The 21,504-nt window shown below is 58.6% G+C and carries 18 protein-coding genes; 7 read left to right on the top strand and 11 right to left on the bottom strand.

Annotated elements, in window-relative coordinates:
- Positions 1 to 154 precede the first annotated feature (154 nt).
- The 6 genes from sppA (at position 155) to GWR55_RS00520 (ending at position 7,894) form a co-directional block, all read left to right on the top strand.
- A complete protein-coding gene (sppA, locus tag GWR55_RS00545; protein WP_162400518.1) occupies positions 155 to 1,201 on the top strand; it encodes a signal peptide peptidase SppA in 1,047 nt (348 codons plus the stop codon).
- Between the two features lie 243 nt (positions 1,202 to 1,444).
- A complete protein-coding gene (locus tag GWR55_RS00540) occupies positions 1,445 to 1,789 on the top strand; it encodes an HU family DNA-binding protein (protein WP_162400517.1) in 345 nt (114 codons plus the stop codon).
- 146 nt (positions 1,790 to 1,935) lie between these two features.
- Entirely contained in the window at positions 1,936 to 2,352 is a 417-nt protein-coding gene (locus tag GWR55_RS00535; RefSeq protein ID WP_162400516.1) for a hypothetical protein, read from the top strand.
- A gap of 64 nt (positions 2,353 to 2,416) precedes the next feature.
- A complete protein-coding gene (locus tag GWR55_RS00530) occupies positions 2,417 to 3,691 on the top strand; it encodes a TolC family protein (protein ID WP_238398545.1) in 1,275 nt (424 codons plus the stop codon).
- 8 nt (positions 3,692 to 3,699) lie between these two features.
- A complete protein-coding gene (locus GWR55_RS00525; RefSeq protein WP_162400515.1) occupies positions 3,700 to 4,806 on the top strand; it encodes an efflux RND transporter periplasmic adaptor subunit in 1,107 nt (368 codons plus the stop codon).
- 4 nt (positions 4,807 to 4,810) lie between these two features.
- Entirely contained in the window at positions 4,811 to 7,894 is a 3,084-nt protein-coding gene (locus tag GWR55_RS00520) for an efflux RND transporter permease subunit (protein WP_162400514.1), read from the top strand.
- A gap of 251 nt (positions 7,895 to 8,145) precedes the next feature.
- Here GWR55_RS00520 and GWR55_RS00515 read toward each other — a convergent pair whose 3' ends face one another.
- The 3 genes from GWR55_RS00515 to pgeF all read right to left on the bottom strand — a co-directional run bounded on the left by GWR55_RS00515 (position 8,146) and on the right by pgeF (position 11,387).
- Positions 8,146 to 9,765 (bottom strand): DHA2 family efflux MFS transporter permease subunit, encoded by a 1,620-nt coding sequence (locus GWR55_RS00515; protein WP_162400513.1) that lies wholly within the window; start codon positions 9,763 to 9,765, stop codon positions 8,146 to 8,148.
- Positions 9,766 to 9,906: 141 nt separating this feature from the next.
- On the bottom strand, positions 9,907 to 10,500 hold the full coding sequence (locus GWR55_RS00510) for a TetR/AcrR family transcriptional regulator (protein WP_162400512.1): 594 nt from the start codon (positions 10,498 to 10,500) through the stop codon (positions 9,907 to 9,909).
- Positions 10,501 to 10,556: 56 nt separating this feature from the next.
- Complete coding sequence (gene pgeF, locus GWR55_RS00505) at positions 10,557 to 11,387, bottom strand: peptidoglycan editing factor PgeF (RefSeq protein WP_162400511.1); 831 nt, start codon at positions 11,385 to 11,387, stop codon at positions 10,557 to 10,559.
- Between the two features lie 174 nt (positions 11,388 to 11,561).
- Between pgeF and aroE the strand changes: the two genes are divergently transcribed.
- Positions 11,562 to 13,181 carry a shikimate dehydrogenase gene (gene aroE / locus GWR55_RS00500; RefSeq protein ID WP_238398544.1) on the top strand — a complete coding sequence of 540 codons (1,620 nt, stop codon included), beginning with the start codon at positions 11,562 to 11,564 and terminating at the stop codon, positions 13,179 to 13,181.
- A gap of 60 nt (positions 13,182 to 13,241) precedes the next feature.
- Here the strand turns inward: aroE and atpC are convergent, their stop codons facing one another.
- From atpC to hflX, 8 genes are all read right to left on the bottom strand, one after another.
- Positions 13,242 to 13,673 (bottom strand): ATP synthase F1 subunit epsilon, encoded by a 432-nt coding sequence (gene atpC / locus GWR55_RS00495; protein WP_162400509.1) that lies wholly within the window; start codon positions 13,671 to 13,673, stop codon positions 13,242 to 13,244.
- 83 nt (positions 13,674 to 13,756) lie between these two features.
- Positions 13,757 to 15,199: a F0F1 ATP synthase subunit beta gene (atpD, locus tag GWR55_RS00490; RefSeq protein WP_162400508.1), complete on the bottom strand. Its 1,443-nt coding sequence runs from the start codon at positions 15,197 to 15,199 to the stop codon at positions 13,757 to 13,759.
- Positions 15,200 to 15,231: 32 nt separating this feature from the next.
- On the bottom strand, positions 15,232 to 16,323 hold the full coding sequence (locus tag GWR55_RS00485; protein ID WP_162400507.1) for a F0F1 ATP synthase subunit gamma: 1,092 nt from the start codon (positions 16,321 to 16,323) through the stop codon (positions 15,232 to 15,234).
- A gap of 3 nt (positions 16,324 to 16,326) precedes the next feature.
- Positions 16,327 to 17,874 (bottom strand): F0F1 ATP synthase subunit alpha, encoded by a 1,548-nt coding sequence (atpA, locus tag GWR55_RS00480; protein WP_162400506.1) that lies wholly within the window; start codon positions 17,872 to 17,874, stop codon positions 16,327 to 16,329.
- 52 nt (positions 17,875 to 17,926) lie between these two features.
- Positions 17,927 to 18,469: an ATP synthase F1 subunit delta gene (atpH, locus tag GWR55_RS00475; RefSeq protein ID WP_162400505.1), complete on the bottom strand. Its 543-nt coding sequence runs from the start codon at positions 18,467 to 18,469 to the stop codon at positions 17,927 to 17,929.
- Positions 18,469 to 19,194 (bottom strand): ATP synthase F0 subunit B, encoded by a 726-nt coding sequence (locus GWR55_RS00470; RefSeq protein WP_162400504.1) that lies wholly within the window; start codon positions 19,192 to 19,194, stop codon positions 18,469 to 18,471. Before GWR55_RS00470 ends, atpH begins: the two co-directional genes overlap by 1 nt.
- A complete protein-coding gene (locus GWR55_RS00465) occupies positions 19,191 to 19,658 on the bottom strand; it encodes an ATP synthase F0 subunit B (RefSeq protein ID WP_162400503.1) in 468 nt (155 codons plus the stop codon). The genes GWR55_RS00470 and GWR55_RS00465 overlap by 4 nt, the downstream gene beginning before the upstream one ends.
- 365 nt (positions 19,659 to 20,023) lie before the next feature.
- Entirely contained in the window at positions 20,024 to 21,502 is a 1,479-nt protein-coding gene (gene hflX / locus GWR55_RS00460) for a GTPase HflX (RefSeq protein WP_162400502.1), read from the bottom strand.
- Positions 21,503 to 21,504 lie beyond the last annotated feature (2 nt).

Here is a 21,504-nt window from a genome sequence, read left to right as displayed (position 1 = left end):
GTGAATCCGTGGGATAACGCCGTTCATCATACTGCAACTATTTGACGTCTGGAAACTGTGTTCTGTTTCATAGTAGAGCCTTTCAATTCAGAAAACAGCAGCGTTTTGCGCAAAGCTCCTGACGGCTCCGTCCGAGCTTGCTACACTCCACATCATGCAGGACGATTTCGCTCAGCAGCCGTCTTCTCCTCCGCCGCCACCACCGCCGCCCAGCGCCGGCGGTTTCCCTCCCGCTGCTCCCTACGGCTATGCAGCCGGACCGTATCCTCCCGTCTACCGCCCTGGCCCCCGCACCAGCCGCTCCCCCTGGTTTTACGTGGCTGCAATCGGCGGCTCCTTCGCCGCGGTCTGTCTCGTGCTTACCTGCATGTTCTGGTTGATGATGCGCTCCGTCAGGAACGGAGGCTCCGATGGCCTGGCCTTCTCCGGAGATCGCATTGCTGTCATTGATATTGACGGCATCATCCTCTCTCCTGAGACCGTCAACTCCCAGCTCCGCAAGTTCGGCGACGACTCCTCCGTAAAAGCGATCATCCTCCACATCAACTCTCCCGGCGGGGGAGCTGCCGCCTCGCAGGAGATCTATCACGAGGTCCTGCGAGTCCGACAGGAAAAGCACAAGAAGATCGTCGCATCGGTCGAGAGCGTGGGCGCCTCCGGAGCCTACTACATCGCCAGCGGGTGCGACCGGATCTATGCCAACCAGGCCTCCGTCGTTGGCTCCATCGGCGTCATTATGGAGTGGATGAATTATGCCGACCTGCTGAAGTGGGCAAAGCTGAAGAACATCACGATCACCGCCGGCGAGTTGAAGGACGCGGGCGATCCCAGCCGCGAACTAACTCCTAAGGAACAGGCGTACTTCCAGTCCCTGGTCGACAATATGTACTCCCAGTTTGTCCACGACGTTGCCGCGGGACGCCATACGAGCGACGACAGAATCAAGCCGCTGGCCACCGGTCAGGTCTGGACTGGAGAGCAGGCTCTCCCCCTTGGGCTGATCGACAAGATCGGAGGATTCCGGACCGCCCTTCTCGACACCGCCAGGAGCGTAGGGATCTCGGGCGAGCCCACCGTAGTCCGCCCGGCAAAAAACAAGCGCGGACTATTGTCCATCCTTGCTGACAATGGGGAGGATCTCTTTCCCTCGCCCAGCCAGATGCTCAGCCGTGCACCCGGCTTCTACTTCGTCTGGAAGTGACAGTCCATTCGTCTTTAGCAGCGTCTGTCGACAGGACGCCTCTCCGGCAGACCCTGCGTCAGGACGGTGCAGTGCCGTCCCCTTTTCGGGGCAGAATTTGCTTTTAAAATAGATTCCTCACTTCCAGCCAACTACCGGGTTTCCTTTCGGGCAAAAGATGCATCCCATTTATAATCAAGCCAGTAACTAAAGCCGGCATTGAATGCAGCCGCTCGGCCCTCCCGATTTGAAAGGACCCCGATAATGACCAAAGCTGATCTCGTCGACAAAGTAACATCCCTCGGCGACCTCACCAGGCGCGATGGCGAAGTGATCGTCGATACGCTCTTTGAATCTGTCATCGGCGCTCTTAAGTCCGGTGACAAAATTGAAATTCGCGGATTTGGCAGCTTTCGAACCCGGCAACGGAATGCGCGAACCGGCCGCAACCCGAAGACCGGCGAAAAGGTCGATGTTCCAGCCAAGCGAGTTCCCTACTTCAAGCCCTCGAAGGAGCTGAGGGATATGGTCAATCCGACCGGCGTTAAATCCTCTCCCCGCGCGGAGAGCGCCGAGAAGGTTGACCCTCATCATCCCCCAGCCATGTAGCTGGTTCTAAACAAACTTCCCCACACTCGGGCTATTGCCTCAGCATTTGCGCTGAGACAATAGCCTTTTGCGGCGGTGAAGACCGGAAGGGCTAACACAACAGCCTTTCCTGAATCGCTCGCAAAATGCTCTATACTCAGAAAAGCGTGGAGTTGCTTCTCAATTTCCTGTGGTTTTCCCTGTCTCTCACCCTGATATTGACGTGGGTAAGAGCAGTCCGGCGCGGAGATGCGAAGCAAAACTGGAGTACCTTGGTCGCCCTTGTGCTGCTCCTTGTCCTTCTGCTTCCGGTCATCTCGATGACAGATGACCTGGGTGCAATGGATAGCCGGACGGAGATGGAACATGTCGTCCGGCGAAGTGAGATGCCTCTTCTCCAGGTCGCTGCCCACGCTGCCATTCTGGAGCTTGGCACTCTCAGTGTCCTGCTTCTGATCGGATTCGCTGTCCTCTTTTCACGTCTGTCACGCTTCAGCTTACGTGTCGTTCTCCGCAAGCTCATGGATGGCTTTGCGCGGGTCATTGGCATACGACCGCCTCCTGCACCTGCATTCGCGGCATAGCTCCGTCTGTCCGGCCTGATCTCCTGAGCCGGAATCTCCCCATCACAACCATCTGAAGGTAGGCATGACCCCGAAAGTACTTCGTGCTTTCGGCGTTGCAATCTTTTCTGCAGCGTCGATGCTCGCGGCACAGGCACCCCCGCCTGCTCCGCCCGCCACCCCTCCCCTTACGCTGCAGCAGGCGGTCGACCGCGCGCTTGCAGCAAACCCGAATCTGCTCTCTGCGCGCCAGCATGTAGCTGCCGTCGAAGCCAACAAAATTACCGCCGGCCTGCGCCAGAATCCGACACTCACACTCTACGGACAAGGATTGACGCTGCCGGAGACGCCCAGCGTTTCCGCAGGAAACCCGTTCTTCTACTCGGCCAACGTCTCCCGCCTCTTCGAGCGAGGTAACAAACGGCAGTTGCGACTGGACTCAGCCACTGCAGCCGCTGAATCCATGCAAAGTCTTTATCACGATCAGCAGCGCCAGCTCGTGCTTGCCGTACGTGGTGCTTTCACCAGCATGCTGCTCGCCAAAGCCTCGCTCGCGGTGGCGGACGAAAACCTTGCCGACTATCGCAAGACAGTCGACCTTAGTCGTTCGCGCCTTGACGCCGGAGACATCACCCGGACCGATTTCGAGCGCATCGATCTGCAGCAGGCGCAGTTTGAAGCCGACGCCGATAATGCCCGCCTGCAACTGCAGCAGGCGTCGGCAGAGCTTCAGCTTCTCTTCGGATCGGACCATCCCAGCCCCACATTCGATGTAACCGGAACCCTCGATCCGCCCCAGGTTCCGCTGACGATGGCGGAAGCGGAGCAGAAGGGTCTGCAATCGCGTCCTGACTATCTGGCAGCGCGCCAGGCCCTCACCGCATCGGAGGCAGATGCCAAGCTGGCCGTCGCCAATGGCAAAACGGATCCCACCGTCGGAGCTGAGTATGATCGCAATGGCATCGATAACTCCTTCGGGCTCAATCTCGCAGTTCCGCTCCGCATCTTCGACCGCAATCAAGGCGAGAAGGAGCGAACACGCTACGAGGTTGACGCGAGCAGGCTGGCAGTCACCGCAGCCCGCAATCAGGTCGTCGCCGATGTGGATCAGGCATGGCTCGCACTCGATACAGCACGGCAGATGGCAAAACGCTACAACAGCCATTATTTGGATGAAGCCGGCCACGTTCGCGACAATCTGCAGTTCAGCTATCGCAATGGAAACTCTACGCTGCTGGATTATCTCTCTGCCCTGCGCGACTACCGCGCCATTCGTATCAGCGCCCTGACCGCGAATGCGCAGGTATGGCTTGCGATTCATCAGCTCAGCTTCGCTACGGCGACGGACATTCTCCCATGAAGGACTGCATGAACAACCCCGGAATCAGCATCAAACACCTTCTGTTGCTCACCCTTATTGCGGCGCCTCTGACGGCGTGCAAGTCTTCCGCGCCGCGGACGGATCAAAGCGCACAGCCGGCAAACGCCGGGATAGAGACCACGATCGCTCATGTGCAGCAGAGCACCGACTATCTCGACATTCCCGCTCACGTCGAAGCCGATCCTTCGCACGTCGTTCGCATCTTCCCTCCCCTCAGCGGACGCATACTCGCACTCCGCGTACTTCCCGGTCAGGAGATCAGGAAGGGTGACGTGATCGCACAGTTGCAGAGCAGTGAGATCGCCGCGGCCCGATCCGACTTTGAAAAAGCAAAGATCGAAGTCCTTCGCACTGATCGGGCGCTGACGCGAGGAAAGGTTCTGCTGGACCATGAGGTCCTCTCACAGGCCGACTACTACGAGTTGGAAGCAGCCGATCAGACAGCCCACTCCGAGATGGAGCGCGCCCGGCAGCGCATCCATGAACTCGGCTTCTCCGAAAATAGTTCCTCCGATGAAGTCGCATTGCGATCTCCCATCTCCGGCGTGGTGCTCGATATCGGTAGCGCTGCAGGCGAGATGCAACGCTCCCTCGACAATGCGACTCCGATCGCGACCATCGCCAACATCGACTCGGTGTGGGTGGTCGGAGACGTCTTTGAGCGTGATCTGGCAAGCGTGCAGGTCGGCCGAGAGGTACAGATCATCGTGCCGGCATACGCAGGCCTGACACTCACAGGCAAAATCGTCAACGTTGGCGATGCTCTCGATCCCACAACCCACACCCTGAAGCTCCGCGTTGTGCTGCCGAATCCGAAACACACCCTGAAGACGGACATGTTCTCCACCATCCGGATTCCTGGCGCTGCGCGCCGCTCCGTCATTCTGCCATCTACGGCAGTGCTTCACCAGGGGGAGAAGACGTCGGTCTTTGTCGTAAATGGCGCGGGCAAATACGAGCAACGGCCTGTGACTATCGGCCGCACCTTCGAGTCCGGAAACACGAAAAACATCGAAGTGCTTACCGGCATCAACGACGGCGACAAGGTCGTCACCTCTGGCGGAGCTCTGCTTCGCCCGGCGAATGGGGAGTGATCGCGTGCAGCCATTGATACGACTCGTCATCCGTTATCGCGCCATTATCCTCATCGTCTTCGCAGTCATGCTGGCCGCAGGAGGGTTCGCACTCTCACGCCTCGACATTGAGGCATACCCCGACCCATCCCCTCCGCTGGTCGAGATCATCACCCAGAATCCTTCCTGGTCGGCGGAAGAGATGGAGCAGCAGGTCACCGTGCCGGAGGAGACGACGCTGAACGGCGTTCCTCATCTCGATCAGGTGCGCTCGATCTCCATCTTCGGCCTATCCGACGTGAAGCTCTACTTCAGCTTCGATTCGGATTACTTTCGCGACCGTCAGGAGGTGCTGAACCGCCTCCAGACCCTGCAGCTGCCAAACAACCTGCAGCCGCAGCTCTCGCCCTGGTCGCCCATCGGCGAAATCTTCCGCTACCAGCTCGTCGGTCCCGGATACACGCTCAACGAGATCAAGGCCACGCAGGACTGGCTCGTTCGGCGCGAGCTCAAGCAGGTTCCCGGCATCATCGATATCACCACCTTCGGCGGCACAACACGCCAGTACCAGGTAGAAGCAGATCCCAGTCGCCTGCTCAGCTATGGAGTTACCCTCCCACAGGTTGTCAGCGCCATACAGTCCTCCAACGCAAACGCTGGCGGAAACTACATCGCGCTTGGAAACCAGAACGTCAACGTGCGCGCGCTCGGACAGGTGCACTCGGTCGAAGACATCTCGCATATTGTCGTTGCAGAAAAGAACGGTGCGCCAATCACGGTTGGCGACATCGGCAGCGTAAAGGAGGGATTCCAGCCTCGACTGGGGCAGGTAGGACGCAACCGCGAAAACGACATCGTCATCGGCATCGTTCTTCTCCAGAAAGAGGAGAAATCCTTGCCCGCGCTCAAAGCTCTCAAGGAGAAGATCAATAGCCTGAACACCGGCAACCTGCTGCCGCCGGGGATGCACATCAGCACCATCTACGACAGGACCACCCTGATCAACCGCACCACACATACGGTTCGTGAGGTTATTCTTACCGGCCTCGTACTCGTGACGCTGGTCCTGTTGTCCATGCTCGGCGATCTTCGAATCACGTTCATCGCTGCGGTCACCATTCCCTTCGCGGTGCTGTTTGCGTTCGGCATGATGGTGCTCAGCGGAAGGTCCGCAAACCTGATCTCCATCGGGGCCATCGACTTCGGCATCCTGGTTGACTCCTCCATCATTGTGCTGGAGAGTATCTACCGCAAACTGTCGCGCCGCCTGCCGGGTGAGCAGACTGGAGACCTGATCGTCGAAGGTGTCACCGATGCCGCGCGGCCCGTGCTGTTTTCGACCGCTATCATCCTGATCGCGTTCATCCCGCTGTTCACCATGCAGGGCGTGGCTGGACAGATCTTCTCGCCCATGTCGGTCACCTATGGCTTCGCGCTGATGGGCGCCCTCATGTTCGCGCTCATCTTTGCCCCCGTTCTGGGATACATGACGGCTCCCGCTGAACAGAAAGTCGGTGACGGTTATACATGGCTCAGCCGGCGTCTGAAGAATGGCTACGAACGCGCGCTTCATCACACCCTTCACTTCCCCCGTCTTGTGTGGATTGGCGCAGCAGTGATGCTGGTGGTCGGAGTGCTTTGTTTCGCATTGGTAGGCGGAGAATTTATGCCTCCCCTCGAAGAAGGAAACCTCTGGATTCGAGCTACCCTTCCTCAGGACATCTCCTTCCAGACTTCTGTCGATATAGCCAATCAGCTTCGCGGTCTTATTGCGGAGTCACCCGAGGTCACCCAGACCGTCTCGCAGATGGGACGGCCCGATGACGGAACCGACGTCTCCACCTTCAACAACATCGAAATCTCCGCCACGCTGAAGCCGCAGGACGAGTGGCGACCGGGGATGACAAAACCCAAACTCATCAACGAAATCAACCGCCGGATGTCACGTTTTCCCGGCATCGAGCTGAACTTCTCGCAGGCCATTCAGGACAACGTCGAAGAGGCGATGTCCGGAGTCAAAGGCGAGAACTCCCTCAAGCTCTTTGGAGACGATCTCGACACACTGACCTCTCTCTCCGCCAGGATCGAACACATCATGGAGACCGTCCCCGGTGTAGCCGACGTGGGCGTCTTCAAAGTAGGTGGACAACCCTCGCTCGTCATCCAGATCGATCGCGCTCGCGCCGCTCGCTATGGCATCCTTTCGGGCGACATCAATGCCATCGTTCAGGCTGCTGTCGGCGGCGCTCCCATCAGCCAGGTCATTCAGGGCGACCGCCGCTTCGACCTGACCGTTCGTTATCCCGAAGCGAACCGCTCCACCCCCGAGGCAATTCGGGCTATCCTCGTTCCCACTCCCGAAGGCAGCAGCATTCCTCTCGGACAGATTGCAGACGTGAGCATCCGGGAAGGCAGCTTCCAGATCTTTCGCGAAGGCGGAAGGAGATACATCCCCATCAAGTTCTCCGTCCGCGGTCGCGATCTCGCAACTACCATTACCGATCTTCAGGCGCAGATTAAACAGAAGGCGCCTATGCCCAAAGGTTATGACTACACATGGGCAGGCGAATTCGACTCGCTTCGCAAGGAGCAGGCAAGGCTCGCCGTCATCATCCCCATCTCACTGGCAGTGATCGTCATTCTTCTCTACATGCAATTCGGCACGTGGAAGGACGCCTTCATCGTGGTGGCCACGCTTCCCTTCGCCGCTGTGGGTGGAACTGTATCTCTGTTCGTGACACACACGGCCTTCAGTATCTCTGCTGCTGTGGGCTTCACCTCACTGATCGGAGTCGCCACCCTCGGAGCCGTCGTCTTCATGTCGGGCGTGCGCCGGGCCCAGCGTGAGAGCGTCGATGGTACAGGGCTGGAACATGGTTGCGTCGATGAAATGCGTCCCGTCGTCATGGCCTGTATGGCCGCGGGCCTGGGCCTTCTGCCCGCAGCCGTCTCCAACGGCATCGGCGCGCAGGCTCAGCAGCCGTTAGCGCGCGTCGTTGTCGGTGGAATGGCCACCACCATCGTCGCCATCCTGTTCATCATGCCGCTGCTGCTGCGGAGACCGCCACAACACTCTAACCTTATGACGGACAGCACTGAGATGGAGTAGGGGATATCACATGGAGTAAGGGATATTTGCAAATAGATCTAAGGCTTTGAATAAACAATCGCTGCACCGGTTTCTTCCAAAGCCTTTCGGAGTGTCATCCTGAGCGAGCGCACCAGCGCGTAGTCGAAGGATGACACTTCATGGCGCTTCAGAGCGTATCCCGAAGCAAACGTCATGTCCTATGCAATGGCCAATGCCTTGTTAAGGCAATCACGATCCGAGTTCAGGCATATGACGATACTCTGTCCATCTCAATGCCCGCCGGAGGGCTTTCCTGAAACCTTGAACTTCTGAAGGAAGAAGAGCAGTGGCGTCACAGCCAGCGTCACCCAGCCGATGGCGCGAAAGACATCCATGAATCCCAGAAGACTCGTCTGTGCAATCATCTGGTTGTAGGAACGCAGGTACGCAGCTCTGGCCGCATCCGCGTGCGAGTACCCATGACTGGCCAGATAATTCGTCGTACGTGCGACAGAATCCTGCAGCCATGCACTCGAGCCAGACAGATTGGCTGACATCACCGACTGGTGAAAGTCCTGACGACGCTCACTCAGAGTCGTAGCAAAGGAGATGCCGAAACTCCCACCCCAGTTGCGGAAGAGATTCGTAAGGCTGGAAGCGCGGTTGTTTTCATTCGGCTTCAACTGAGAGTAAGCAACGACACTCAACGGAACAAAAAAGAAGGCATAACCGAGTCCCTGCAAGCCTCGGGCGAGCGCATAGTGCCGGTAGTCCGTCTGCAGCGTGAGACCGCTGTAATAGATCATAGATGCGGAGACCGTAACCAGGCTAAAGGTAAGCAAAGTTCGCGACTGCACGATTCCCCGCTGCACCAGCTGCGCCCCCACTGGGGCAAGCAGTGTAATTACAAAAGCTCCCGGCCCAAGCACGAGACCTGCATCGATGGCGCGATAACCATACAGTGACTGCAGAATCTGCGGAATCATTGTCGTCGTCGCGAAGAGTCCAAAACCGAAGATCAGGTAGAAGACCGAGGCGATGGCAAAATTCGGATACCGCAGCAACCGCAGCTCAAGAATCGGATCGTCGATCTTCAGCTCCCAGTAGATCGCCAGCGACCAGCAGACGATCGCTATGGCAAACAGCCAGCAGATAAAGCTGCTGCCGAACCAGTCATCGATCTGACCGCGGTCAAGCATGATCTCCAGCGCCGCCGACCCCAGCGCAATCAGGCTAATTCCCACTCCATCGATTCGCAGCTGGCCGCCGCGGCGTGCGCTCTCACGCTCCTCCTTGAAAGCAGGCGGATCGCTTACGAAGCGGTTGGTCAGGTAGAGCGACAAAAGCCCTATGGGAATGTTGATCAGAAATACCCATCGCCAGTTGTAGTTATCCGTGATCCAGCCGCCGAGAACCGGGCCAATCGCCGGAGCCGTCACAATCGCCACGGTATAGAGCGCGAATGCGGACGCCCGCTTCGCCGGAGGAAAGGTATCCACCAGAATGGCCTGCTCCACTGGAGCCAGGCCGCCGCCGCCGATCCCCTGCAGCACACGGCTCAAAAGCATGATGCCGAGGCTTGGCGCAATCCCGCAGAAGAAAGAGGTAATGGTAAACAGCGCGACACAGGCCATGTAGTAGTTCTTTCGCCCGAAGACACGGCTCAGCCATGCGCTCATGGGCAGAACGACCGCATTCGCCACCAGGTATGTCGTCAGGATCCAGGTAACTTCATCGAAGCTTCGCCCCAGACCCCCTGCTATATGAGGCAGGGATACATTGGCGATGGAGGTATCCAGCAACTCCATAAAGGTAGCCAGAGTTACCGTCAGTGCTATCACCCACGGATTTACAGGAGCCTTCGCCTTCCCCGTCGCCTGCTTCTCTGGAAGTACCAGAACAGCGCCCATTCACGTCCTCTCTGCCTTTTGCGACCAATCAGTCTCTTTCGAGAGCTGTAATCTCTGATGAGGCCGGAACGATGCAGGATTCTGAAATTGTCCGGAAAACAGCTACGCAGGGTTGATATCGGCCAGTATCTCTTCTTTCCCTCAGTGCTGCGGAGCGCGCACGTTGGTCTCCAGATAGCTGTCCAGGTAATCCATGGCGTCTCGAAGGGCTTCATCGTTCTTCTCAATACGGCTTACAAGCATTCCGCCTTCCAGCCCTGAGATGATGACTCTTGAGACCTTCTCGGGATCAACATCCCCTCGCACCGTCCCGGCTTCAATCCCCTCCACCAGGATTAATCGCAGCATCTTCTGCCATCCTTTGAGCGCATTTCGGACACGCTCCCTCAGGATCGGGTTGCCGTTATCGGAGTCCACACCGGTGTTGAGCAGAGGGCAGCCACCCGGAATGCTCGAACGCGTCACGAATCTCGAGATGTGCTGCTTCAGACGATCCACGTGATTGGGAATATCATCGAGCCCTTGTTGCCGTGTTGCGGAGGCCACCATCCAGGCATAGTCAAAGGCCTCAGCCGCAATCTCTTCCTTGCTTTCAAAGTGACGATAGATACCGCCCTTCTCGAGGCCAGTCGCCGCCATGATGTCCTTGATGACGCAGCCCGCGTACCCTTGCTTGTTAAAGAGAGGAGCAGCCGCCGCGATGATCTTCTGCCGTGTCTCGTCGCCTTTGCTCATTGCCTGCACTCCAACTTAGATGAATCAGAAACCAAATGGTCTCAAATCCAGTCTGATTATCGAATTCCAATAACATTCAACATCCGGCCTGTTCTGCCCGCCTGCGCCCGATGCGAAAAATAGCGTGGCTCCCCTGAGGGTTCGATGGTACAGGCGGTACACTCTCCCACCACCGAGATCTTCCTGGCTTGCAATCCGGCATCCAGCAGCTGCCTCCGATTCGCCTCCCACAGGTCGACCCTGAACCTGGCCTGCCCGCCTTCAGGCGCCAGCAGCCGGAAGAGTTCGTCGCTGTAGGTAAACTGCTCTGCGAACTGCTCCCGAACATCCTGCCCGATCGTATAGCAGCACACGCCGATGCTCGGCCCGATGGCAGCCAGAAGCTCCTCAGGCCGCGTCCCGAACTCTTTCCGCATCCTTTCGACGCCCCTCTCGACGATGCGGGCAGCCGTTCCGCGCCATCCTGCATGGAACGCTCCCACCGCCCTGTGCACCGGGTCTGCCAGAAGGACCGGGACACAATCGGCAGTCCCCGCCCCCAGCAGCATCCCGCGCTCATCTGTAATCAGGCCATCGCCTTCCAGGACGGCCTTTCCTTCTGCTGTCTCCAGCCGCCGGCCGGGGGCTTCTACTCGATGGATCGTATTGGAATGGACCTGACGGACCGTAACCAGTATGGCGTCGGACGGTGGTTTGCCTGTAACCGACTCCACCAACAGCCTGCGGTTCTGCCGGACTGCCTCGGGAGCGTCTTCTTTAGTCCAGCCCAGATTGAGAGACGTACCGCCGTATACGTCCGACACGCCACCCAGACGGGTGCTAAATCCGTGGTGCAACCACGAAAACTGTCTCCATTCCGGGATTGTCACAAGCCGCGCTTCTGTCATAATTGACTCATTCTAAAAGTTGAAGTGCCGATAACGTTTCCTCTTTCCCATCGTCTTCCTCTGTAGGGTCTCCTTTGGACCGCCTCAGAGTACTAACTATCTTTTCTTTCAATATGATTTGCATCCGCACTCAGGGGTCTGTAAGATACCGCGATTGTAGACATGAGAGCCAACGTGCCCAGTTCCACTGCAGCCACACAACTTTTGCGTACACGCATCAGTAAGATTTGCGTTGCCATTATTGGCACGACAGCCGCCGAAATGATCGAAAAGGCGACAGCTGTCGTCAGAGAGACCCCTTTTCTCGAGTTTAGACTCGATTACCTCGAAAAACCCGCCAACGCCCTGCCGAAGCTGAAGCAGTTTCTTGGCGACAATACAGCGGCCACCGCTATTGCCACCTGTCGACGGGAAGCCAACGGCGGCAAATTTACCGGCTCTCTTGCGGCCGAAATGGAAGTTCTATCCAAGGCTGCCGCAGCGGGTTTTCAACTGGTCGATCTGGAACTGGAATCCGCCGAGGCCCTGAAGAAGGGCGAGTTGCAGAAGCTTCGCGACACCGGGGTCGCTCTGATCATCAGCCATCACGATTTCAGCTCGACAAAAGATCTGGATAAGGTCTATGAGCGCATCGCTCCATTTCAGCCGGACTTCTACAAGATCGTCCCCACGGCAAAGACCCTCTCAGACAACGTCACCCTGATGCGCTTTATGGAGCGGATGCACGAGAAGGCGAATATCATCGGCATCTGCATGGGAGACGCCGGAATTATCTCGCGCGTCCTTGGACTTCGTGCCGGCTCGGCTTTCACCTTTGCCGCAGCGACCCAGGGAGAGGAGACCGGCCCCGGCCAGATTGCCGCTCGTACTCTTATTGAGACCTATCGGATCGACCAGGTGGACGCTGCAACCAAGGTCTATGGAGTTGCGGGAAACCCAATCAGAAGTTCGCTGTCTCCGATCATGATGAATACGGCGTTCCGCCGCGAGACGGTCAACGCAGTCTATCTGGCCCTGCAGACGGCAAAGGTAAGCGACCTGATCAACCTGGTGCGGGAGATCCCCATCCAGGGCCTGAGCGTCACGATGCCGCACAAGCAGGAGATCATGGCGCACCTCGAGAAGACCGATCCTCTCTCGGCCAAGATCGGCGCCTGCAACACGGTCCTGCGGGCACAGGATGGAAAGCTCTACGGGTTTAATACGGACGTCGCCGGAATCGTTGGCCCGCTGGAGAAGAGGATGTCTCTACGTGGAGCCAGGGTTCTGGTCCTGGGAGCAGGCGGAGCCGCAAGGGCCGCCGTCTTCGGGCTGCGCGACAAAGGAGCCGATGTCTTCATCTTCAACCGCACGCCTGAGACAGCCCAGAAGCTGGCCCGGCAGTCGGGCTCAAAGACGGTCAAGAAAGAGGCGTTTGCAAAGACGACTTTCGATGTCGTGATCAATGCGACCCCGGTCGGGATGGCAGGCCAGAAGACCTCCTCTGTACTCGATGTGAAGGACCTGAACACGAAGCTGGTCTTCGACCTGGTCTACAATCCGCTGGAGACTCCGCTGATTCGGCTCGCCCGTCAACAAGGCATTCCCTTCATTACCGGTGTTGAGATGTTTGTTCAGCAGGGTGCGCGCCAGTTCGAAATATGGACCGGCAAACCTGCTCCAGAGGAGGAGATGCTTCGCGTGGTTCTTCACTCCCTTCGGCAACAGGCAGAAGCAGCCGCAGCGGCAGCCCCGCCTTCTGCTGCAACGGAGAAGCCAGCCTCGCCCCGGCGTAAAGCTGCCGCGTCTCGATAGAGATAACAATAGAAAAGCCACCCGCTGGGGTGGCTTTTCTATTTCCAAGAATTTTCCTGCTTAGGAGCGTTGGCCTTGAGCAGAGACGATCTTTTCTTCGGCCTGACGGGCGATAGCGTTTGCCTCGTCGTACTTCTCTCCGTCGTCACCAGCCTCGTTCCATAGCTTTTCACCTTCGGCCAGCTCTGCACGGGCAGCTTCGACGTTGATCTCTTCGGGGTGAAGTGCATTCTCGGCCAGAATGGTGACGCGCTCGGGAAGGACCTCCACAAAGCCCCATGCGACGAAGAAGGTCTGGTTGCCTGACTGGCCGCCATGCAGACGAACCTCGCCTGCACCCAACTCCGCCAGCAGGGGAGCGTGACCGTACAGCGCTTCAAGGTATCCCGACATGGATGGCAACTCAACCGCCTCAGCCGTCGTGTCCACCAGAACGCGATCCGACGTCACCAGGCGGACAGTAAGGAGACCGGATTGATTTGTATCTGCCATAGGCGTCTAACTCTGTGCTTCCAAAGATTTCACTCAATATGGTTCCGAAGCTCCGCCTGCAGGAACAGGCGGAGCCCGTAGAACTAAGCCGTTGCCTTCATCTTCTCGGCTGCGGCGAGCACATCCTCGATGCCGCCCTTCAGGTAGAAGGCCTGCTCCGGAATGTCATCGTGCTTGCCTTCGATGATCTCCTTGAAGGAGCGAATGGTGTCTTCGATCTTGACGTACGCTCCGGGGATACCGGTGAAGATCTCGGCGACGTGGAAGGGCTGCGAGAGGAATCGCTGCACCTTGCGCGCGCGCTTGACGGTCAACTGGTCCTCTTCGGAGAGTTCGTCCATACCGAGGATGGCGATGATATCCTGCAGATCCTTGTAGCGCTGCAGGATCTTCTTCACGCCCTGGGCCACGTCGTAGTGCTCCTGGCCGACAACACGGGGGGAGAGAATACGCGAGGTCGAAGCGAGCGGATCGACAGCCGGATAGATTCCCAGCTCCGAGAGCGGACGGGAGAGCACGGTGGTGGCGTCGAGGTGAGCGAAGGTCGTCGCCGGAGCCGGGTCAGTAAGGTCGTCGGCAGGAACGTACACAGCCTGCACCGACGTTACGGATCCCTTCTTGGTCGAAGTGATGCGCTCCTGCAGCTGGCCCATCTCGGTCGCCAGGTTGGGCTGATAGCCTACTGCGGAAGGCATACGGCCGAGCAGCGTGGAAACCTCGGAACCTGCCTGGGTGAAGCGAAAGATGTTGTCGATGAAGAGCAGCGTGTCCGCGCCTTCTTCGTCACGGAAGTTCTCCGCAACCGTCAGACCAGTCAGCGCCACGCGAAGACGTGCTCCCGGCGGCTCGGTCATCTGGCCATAGATCAGCGCGGCTTTGGACTTCGTGTAATCCCTGGGATCGATAACGCCCGACTCCTGGAACTCGTGCCAGAGGTCATTTCCCTCGCGGGTACGCTCACCCACGCCGGCGAACACCGAGAATCCGCCGTGCTTGGAGGCGACGTTGTTGATCAACTCCTGAATGACGACGGTCTTGCCGACGCCGGCGCCGCCGAAGAGACCGATCTTACCGCCCTTCAAGAAGGGCTGGATCAGGTCGATGACCTTGATACCGGTCTCGAACATCTCTTCCGAGGTCGACTGCTCATCGAACGCAGGGGCCTGGCGATGGATGGGGAGATACTTCTTGGCGTTGACAGGGCCAAGCTCGTCCACGGGCTCACCCAGAACATTCAGAACGCGACCCAAGGTCTCACGACCCACAGGAACCGTGATAGGTCCGCCGGTATCGATCGCCTTCATGCCGCGTACCAGACCCTCGGTGGCGGTCATGGCGATGCAGCGAACACGCCCTTCACCCAGGTGCTGCTGCACCTCGACGACTACGTCCTTGGGCTCGGGGACATCAAAGCCTTCGCTGACGATGCGCACGGCCTGGTAGATGGCCGGCATCGTTGCCTCTTCGAATTGAATGTCAACGGCAGGGCCGCTGATCGATATGACTTTTCCAATATTCTCTGCCATAGGTCTCTTTCTCTTCCGCGGGCGCCGTTTGCCTACAGAGCGGCCGCTCCGCTCACAATCTCAATAATTTCCTTTGTAATCGCTGCCTGCCGCACCCGGTTCATCTCAAGCGAAAGTGCGTCGATCATGTCACCGGCGTTGTTGGTCGCCGAATCCATTGCCGTCATACGGGCCGCATGTTCGGCAGCCGAAGACTCCAGCAGGGCATGAAAGATCTGCGTCGTAACGTACTTCGGCATGAGGTGCCGGAAGAGCGTCTCCGGCGCCTGGTCGAAGATGTAATCGACTTCAGCGGTGCCGAATTTCCTGGCTTCCGACTCGACCGCCGATTCCTCAGGAACGGTGAGACTGATACCGGCACTGATCGCCGCATGCCCAGCCGCTTCCTTCTGCTCCTCGGTCATCTCCTCGGCCACAGTGATCTCAGGCGAGCCGAGCTTGCGGATCGGCAGCAGCTTCTCAACCACGACACGCTGCGCGATCACGGACTTGAACTCGTTGTAGACGATGTAAACCGAATCAATTTCAGCCCGCGTATATCGCTCGATAATGGAGTGGGCGAGGCCGCCGACCTGATGGATATCTACTTTATTCAGGAGAGTCGGGTGATCGCCTGTCGTCTCAACCGGAGCGGCACGATGACGGATGACTTCATAGTGCGTCGCGAGGTCGTTGTCGTAGTGCTCTTCCTTCTTCTCGTAGACAGCGGGGGGGAATCTCTTCCCTACCAGATCACGAGCCTTGCGTCCGACGGGCTCAATATCGATGTTCTGGCCCTTGAGGCGACGATCGTTGATAAAGGCATGAGCCGCCTTGGTGATATTGGAGTTGAATGCGCCCGCGAATCCCTTGTCTCCAGCAATGACGACGACAAGAACATTCTTCTCTTCGCGCTCCACCAGCAGGGGATGGCGAATATCGCCGGTCTCGTTGCTGTAGAGATCGGAGCGGCGCACCAGTGATTCCAGAACGCTGGAGATCATCTGCGCGTAAGGACGCGCCTGCAGGGCACGCTCCTGTGCGCGGCGCAGCTTAGCCGCCGAGACCATCTTCATGGCCTTGGTGATCTGCCGCGTGTTCTTCACGCTGCGGATACGACGCCGTAGATCGAGTACGTTTGCCATGGTCTACTTGGCCTTAGCCGTCTCTTTCTCCTTGCGCTGCGCCAGGAAAGTGGCCTTATAGTCATTGATCGCCTGGGTCAGGCGGCTCTTGATGTCGTCGTCGATCGCCTTTTTCGTCGCGATATCGGAGAGCACATTGCCACCGCTCGACGATTCCAGGTAGGGATAGAGGCCATCCTCGAAGGCGCGAAGATCAGCCACGGCGACATCGTCCAGCAGACCGTTGACGCCGGCAAAGATGATGGCAACCTGCTTTTCGAACGGAAGCGGCTGGAACTGCGGCTGCTTGAGCAGCTCGGTTAAGCGCTGGCCGCGGTTCAACTGGCGCTGCGTGACCGGATCCAGGTCGGACCCGAACTGCGCGAAGGCCGCAAGCTCGCGATACTGGGCGAGGTCCAGCTTCAGGGTGGAGCCTACCTGCTTGGTCGCCTTCACCGCCGCGGCAAAACCTACGCGGGATACCGAAAGACCGACGTTGACGGCAGGACGAACGCCGGAGTTGAACAGATCGGTCTCAAGGAAGATCTGACCATCGGTGATCGAGATGACGTTCGTCGGGATGTAGGCCGAAACGTCGCCGGCCTGCGTCTCGATGATGGGGAGCGCAGTGAGCGAACCTCCGCCAAGCTCATCCGACAGCTTCGAGGAGCGCTCGAGCAGACGCGAGTGCAGATAGAAGACGTCGCCCGGATACGCCTCACGTCCCGGAGGACGACGCAGCAGCAGAGATATCTCACGGTACGAAGCAGCGTGCTTCGAAAGATCGTCGTAGATGACCAGGGCGTGCTTCCCGTTATCGCGGAAGTACTCGCCGATGGCGGTCGCGGCAAACGGAGCCAGGTACTGCATCGGAGCGGGCTCGGAGGCCGTGGCCGCAACAACGATGGTGTACGGCATGGCGCCATTCTCTTCGAGCGTCTGAACCACCTGGGCCACCGACGAGCGCTTCTGACCGATCGCGCAGTAGATGCAGATGAGGTTGTTCTTGGCCGAGTTGATGATGGTGTCGAGCGCAATGGCGGTCTTACCCGTCTGACGGTCGCCGATCAGCAGCTCGCGTTGACCACGGCCGATCGGGATCATCGTGTCGATCGCCTTGATCCCCGTCGCCATCGGCTCACGAACCGACTGACGGGCGATAACGCCGGGGGCCAGACGCTCGACCGGATTGTATTCGGTCGCGTTGATCGGACCCTTGTCATCGATCGGCTGGCCGAGAGCGTTGACCACACGGCCAATCATGGCTTCGCCCACGGGAACCGACATGATGCGTCCGGTGCGCTTGACCTGGTCGCCTTCCTTCAGCTCCGTGTAGTCGCCCAGAAGCACGGCTCCGACCTGGTCTTCGTCGAGGTTCATCGCGAGACCGGCAATACCATGCGGAAAATCGATCAGCTCACCGGCCATAACCTTGTCCAGGCCGTGGACACGCGCAATTCCGTCGCCCAGCGAGATGATGGTTCCCACCTCGTCGATCTGGACCTTCTGCTCATAGTTTTCGATCTGCTGGCGAAGCAGCTCGGTTATCTCACCTGCATTGATCTGTGCCATGTCTTCCTTCTACTCGCCTCGTATCAATATCTTTTCAGAAATGCGTTCCAGCTCACTGCGCGCTTACCAGCCGCTGCTTCAACCGTTCCAGCTGCGCCCGGATAGAGCCGTCGTACACCGTCGATCCGATCCGCACTACCGCACCGCCCAACAGCGATGGGTCCTGCCGATAAGTCGCCCGAATACTGCCGCCGGCCAGCTTAGCCACCTGGGACTCCAGCTGCGCCCGATCCTCATCGTTGAGTTCACGTGCGCTGACGATCTCGGCCTCAGATAAACCGGCATCTTCGTCAGCGACGACAAAGTACTCGTCGAGGATCTCTCCCAGGTCTGCCATCCGGTCATGATCCATGACGACGGCGATGAAATTCCGGACCTGAGGAGCCATACCAATCTTTGGAGCAATCGCGTCAAGCACCTTTAGCTTCTGCTCTCTCGGAATCGCCGGATCGGCGAGAACTTCGCGCAACTCCCGGCTGCCCTGAAAGGTTCCGCGAAAGTCGTTGAGCTGCTGCTGAACCGCAGCCCTGTCGAGCTTCTGGGATGCCACAACCGAAGCGAAGGCGTGAGCGTAACGGAGTGCAATTACGGACATCAGTTGCGCCCTCCTTCCACATCAGCTCCCAGACGACGGGCGAACTCCTGCACCAGGATGCGATCGGTCTCTGCCGAAACCACCAGCTTCTTGGCTGCCTGATCGATCGCCAGATCGGCTGCATACTGCTGAATCTGCCGTCTCGCCTGCGACGTCGCCGCGGAGATCTCCTGCTCTGCCGCCTCGAGAATCTTCTGCTTCTCTTCTTCCACGGAGGCCTTCATCCGCTGCTCCTCAAGCTGAGCATCCTTCTCTGCCTGCGCGCGCATGGAGGCGATCTGCTCATCCAGCTTGCTCAACCGCGCCTCTACGCTTCCCAGGCGGCTGCTTGCTTCTGCGCTTGCAGCGCGAGCCTCCACCAGATGCTTCTCGAGCGCCGTGTTGCGATTGCGAAACACCTTTGGGAGCGACTTGAAGAGGAACCAGAGAACTGCCAGCGCCAGAACTGCAAAGTTAACCACGCTGAACGCCGTGGCTGCCTGCTCGGCATCGAGGCCGAACTTTGCACCCAGCGCCTTCACCGCGGCGGAGTGGCGAAACGCCTCTTCGTCGCTATGCTCTTCCTGCTTCTCAGTCTCATGAGTCGCCGGCACCGCTTCACTTCCACTTTGAGCGGCAGCTACAGGCGCAGCCTCCTGCCCATGCAGGCGGGGGGCCCCGCTTGCCAACAACAGAGCGAGAACAGCAGCAGGGATCAGGGTCTTGCTAAACCGGAGCGCCTTCATCGTGCAACCTCCGCGGCTGCAACGCTGGCAGGGAGTACGGCCGAAAGGATGCGCGCACCGAGGTCGGAGCTTGCGATCTCAATTTGAGACTTAGCCTCCGTCACGCTCTGCTCAATTCCCTGCCGGGCCGAGGCAACACGCTGCTGAGACGACTGGCGAACCTGCTCAAGCGCAGACTCGCGCTCTGCGGCCCACTGCTTCAGGCGGCGTTCACGAGCCTCAAAGAGCTCGGCCTTCGCCTTGCGAAGCTTCTCTTCGTAGGCGCCCGTCTCGGCTTCAGCAGCAGCAATTGCGCCCCTTGCCTGCTCCATTGCTCCAGCGGTGCGGGCGTGACGCTCAGCCAGGATGCGATCGAGCGGCCGGCGAACCAGCAGCCCATATGCGATCACCAAAAGGATGAAGAGAACCATCGTCGGCACAGAGCCGAGCACAAGTCCACCGAGTTCTTTGAGTATCTGATCCATGTAGGGATTTCGACTGCGATCGCTCCGAGAGTCTTCTTGAGATAAGCCGTTCAGACAAGCATAAATACTTCGAAGCGTTACAGGTTTGGGCCTGTTGTGCAGATTGCGGTACATCTACTTTTAGCAAAGCATTTGCAGTAGTGTCAATCTGGAATAAATCGGTAAACGAACTACTGTGCGATCATCGAATCGACCTTCCGCCCTGGAATTCCCTTTGCTCTTCCCTGCTGAAAATCGTAGAATCGACTTACCACCCGGACCCTATTTTCTGGGTCACATAGGTCGCGTGGCAGGGGACACCACCTCCGCTCCCCGTCAGGCGGCCTATGCTAGTTAAGGAGCCTGAATCTGCTCCTTCTTCGATTTCACGAAGGCTGATTCACGCGAAAGCGCCTATACCGGTTCAGCAGGGATGCCGGCCCTTTTGCCGTCAACAGAACATCATTGCCCTCAAACTGTTTTCCGCGCAGGACTGCCCCTCCCTCAAGAGCAGCCAGGACGCTCCCCTCCGATTGCGGCAGGCAGAAGGTGCTTTCGATGACCGGATCGATCACCAGACTCTCATCAATCGCTTTCAGGAGATCATCGAGCCCCTGTCCGGTCAGCGCCGAGACCCATACCCGCCCTTCTTGCGGAGGCATCGCGGTCTCTCCGGTGGGCAGCAGGTCGGCCTTATTCATGACCTCGATCACAGGTTTCCCGGTTACCTCCAGCTCTGCCAGCACCTTTTCTACCTCAATCTTCTGTTCGTCCAGCATGGGGCTTGAGACATCGCGGACATGCAGCAGCAGCTCCGCCCGCTCCACCTCTTCCAATGTGGCCCGAAAGCTGGTCACCAGGGTATGGGGAAGGTTCCGTATAAAGCCCACTGTGTCCGAGAGAAGGATCTTGCGGCGGGAGGGAAGTTGCAGCTGTTTCAGCTTTGGGTCGAGCGTAGCGAACATCCTCGAAGACTCGAGGACACCGGCTTCCGTTAGTGCATTGAACAGCGTGCTCTTTCCGGCGTTGGTGTAACCCACGAGAGCCACGACCGGAACCGGAACGGCCTCGCGTCGCTGGCGCTGCTGCCGGCGGATGCGTCTGACCGACTCCAGCTGCTGCTTCACATGATGGATGCGGAGGCCGATCTTGCGGCGGTCCGTCTCCAGCTGCGTCTCACCAGGACCGCGAGTACCGATTCCGCCGCCCAGCTGGCTCATGCTTTTGCCCCTTCCTGCCAGGCGGGGGAGCTGATATTCCAGCTGCGCCAGTTCCACCTGCAGCTGCCCCTCTCTCGTCCGGGCATGACGGGCAAAGATGTCCAAAATCAACTGGGTGCGATCGATTACCCTGGTGTCGAGCCGAGCCTCGAGATTTCGCATCTGCGAAGGGGTCAGATCATGGTCGAAGAGAACGAGATCGGCGTTGACCGAAGCCACGATTCCGGCGATCTCGTCGAGCTTACCCTGTCCGACCAGGGTAGCCGGATCAGGCCGGGCACGATGTTGAACGACAGTCGCCGCTATCTCGGCGCCCGCGCTTCGGGTCAGCTCCTGAAACTCCGCGAGAGAAGCGTCGAAGTCGAGCTCCGCACCTTCGGAGCTTGATCTTGCATTCTCAAGGATGGATCTGTCTGCGGAAAGCGATCCTCGCGACGATTCTGCCTCGGCCTGAACTGCCGCAGCCTTGCGCGCCTGGCTGACCGTCGCCGTCAATCGCCGCCGGGAGTTCGTAAAGGCGACCGCGACGAGAACGGCCCGTTCCGGGCTACTTTGGTTGTGGAACGGCGCTGCCGACCCTATCCGTTGCTTTCGGAAGTGGGCAGGATCGGCAGCGCCCGAATTCGACGTATTCACAAGAGTCATCG

This window comes from Edaphobacter sp. 12200R-103, from assembly GCF_010093025.1.
Lineage (GTDB): Bacteria > Acidobacteriota > Terriglobia > Terriglobales > Acidobacteriaceae > Edaphobacter.
This window is presented reverse-complemented; position numbering and strand designations above follow the sequence as displayed.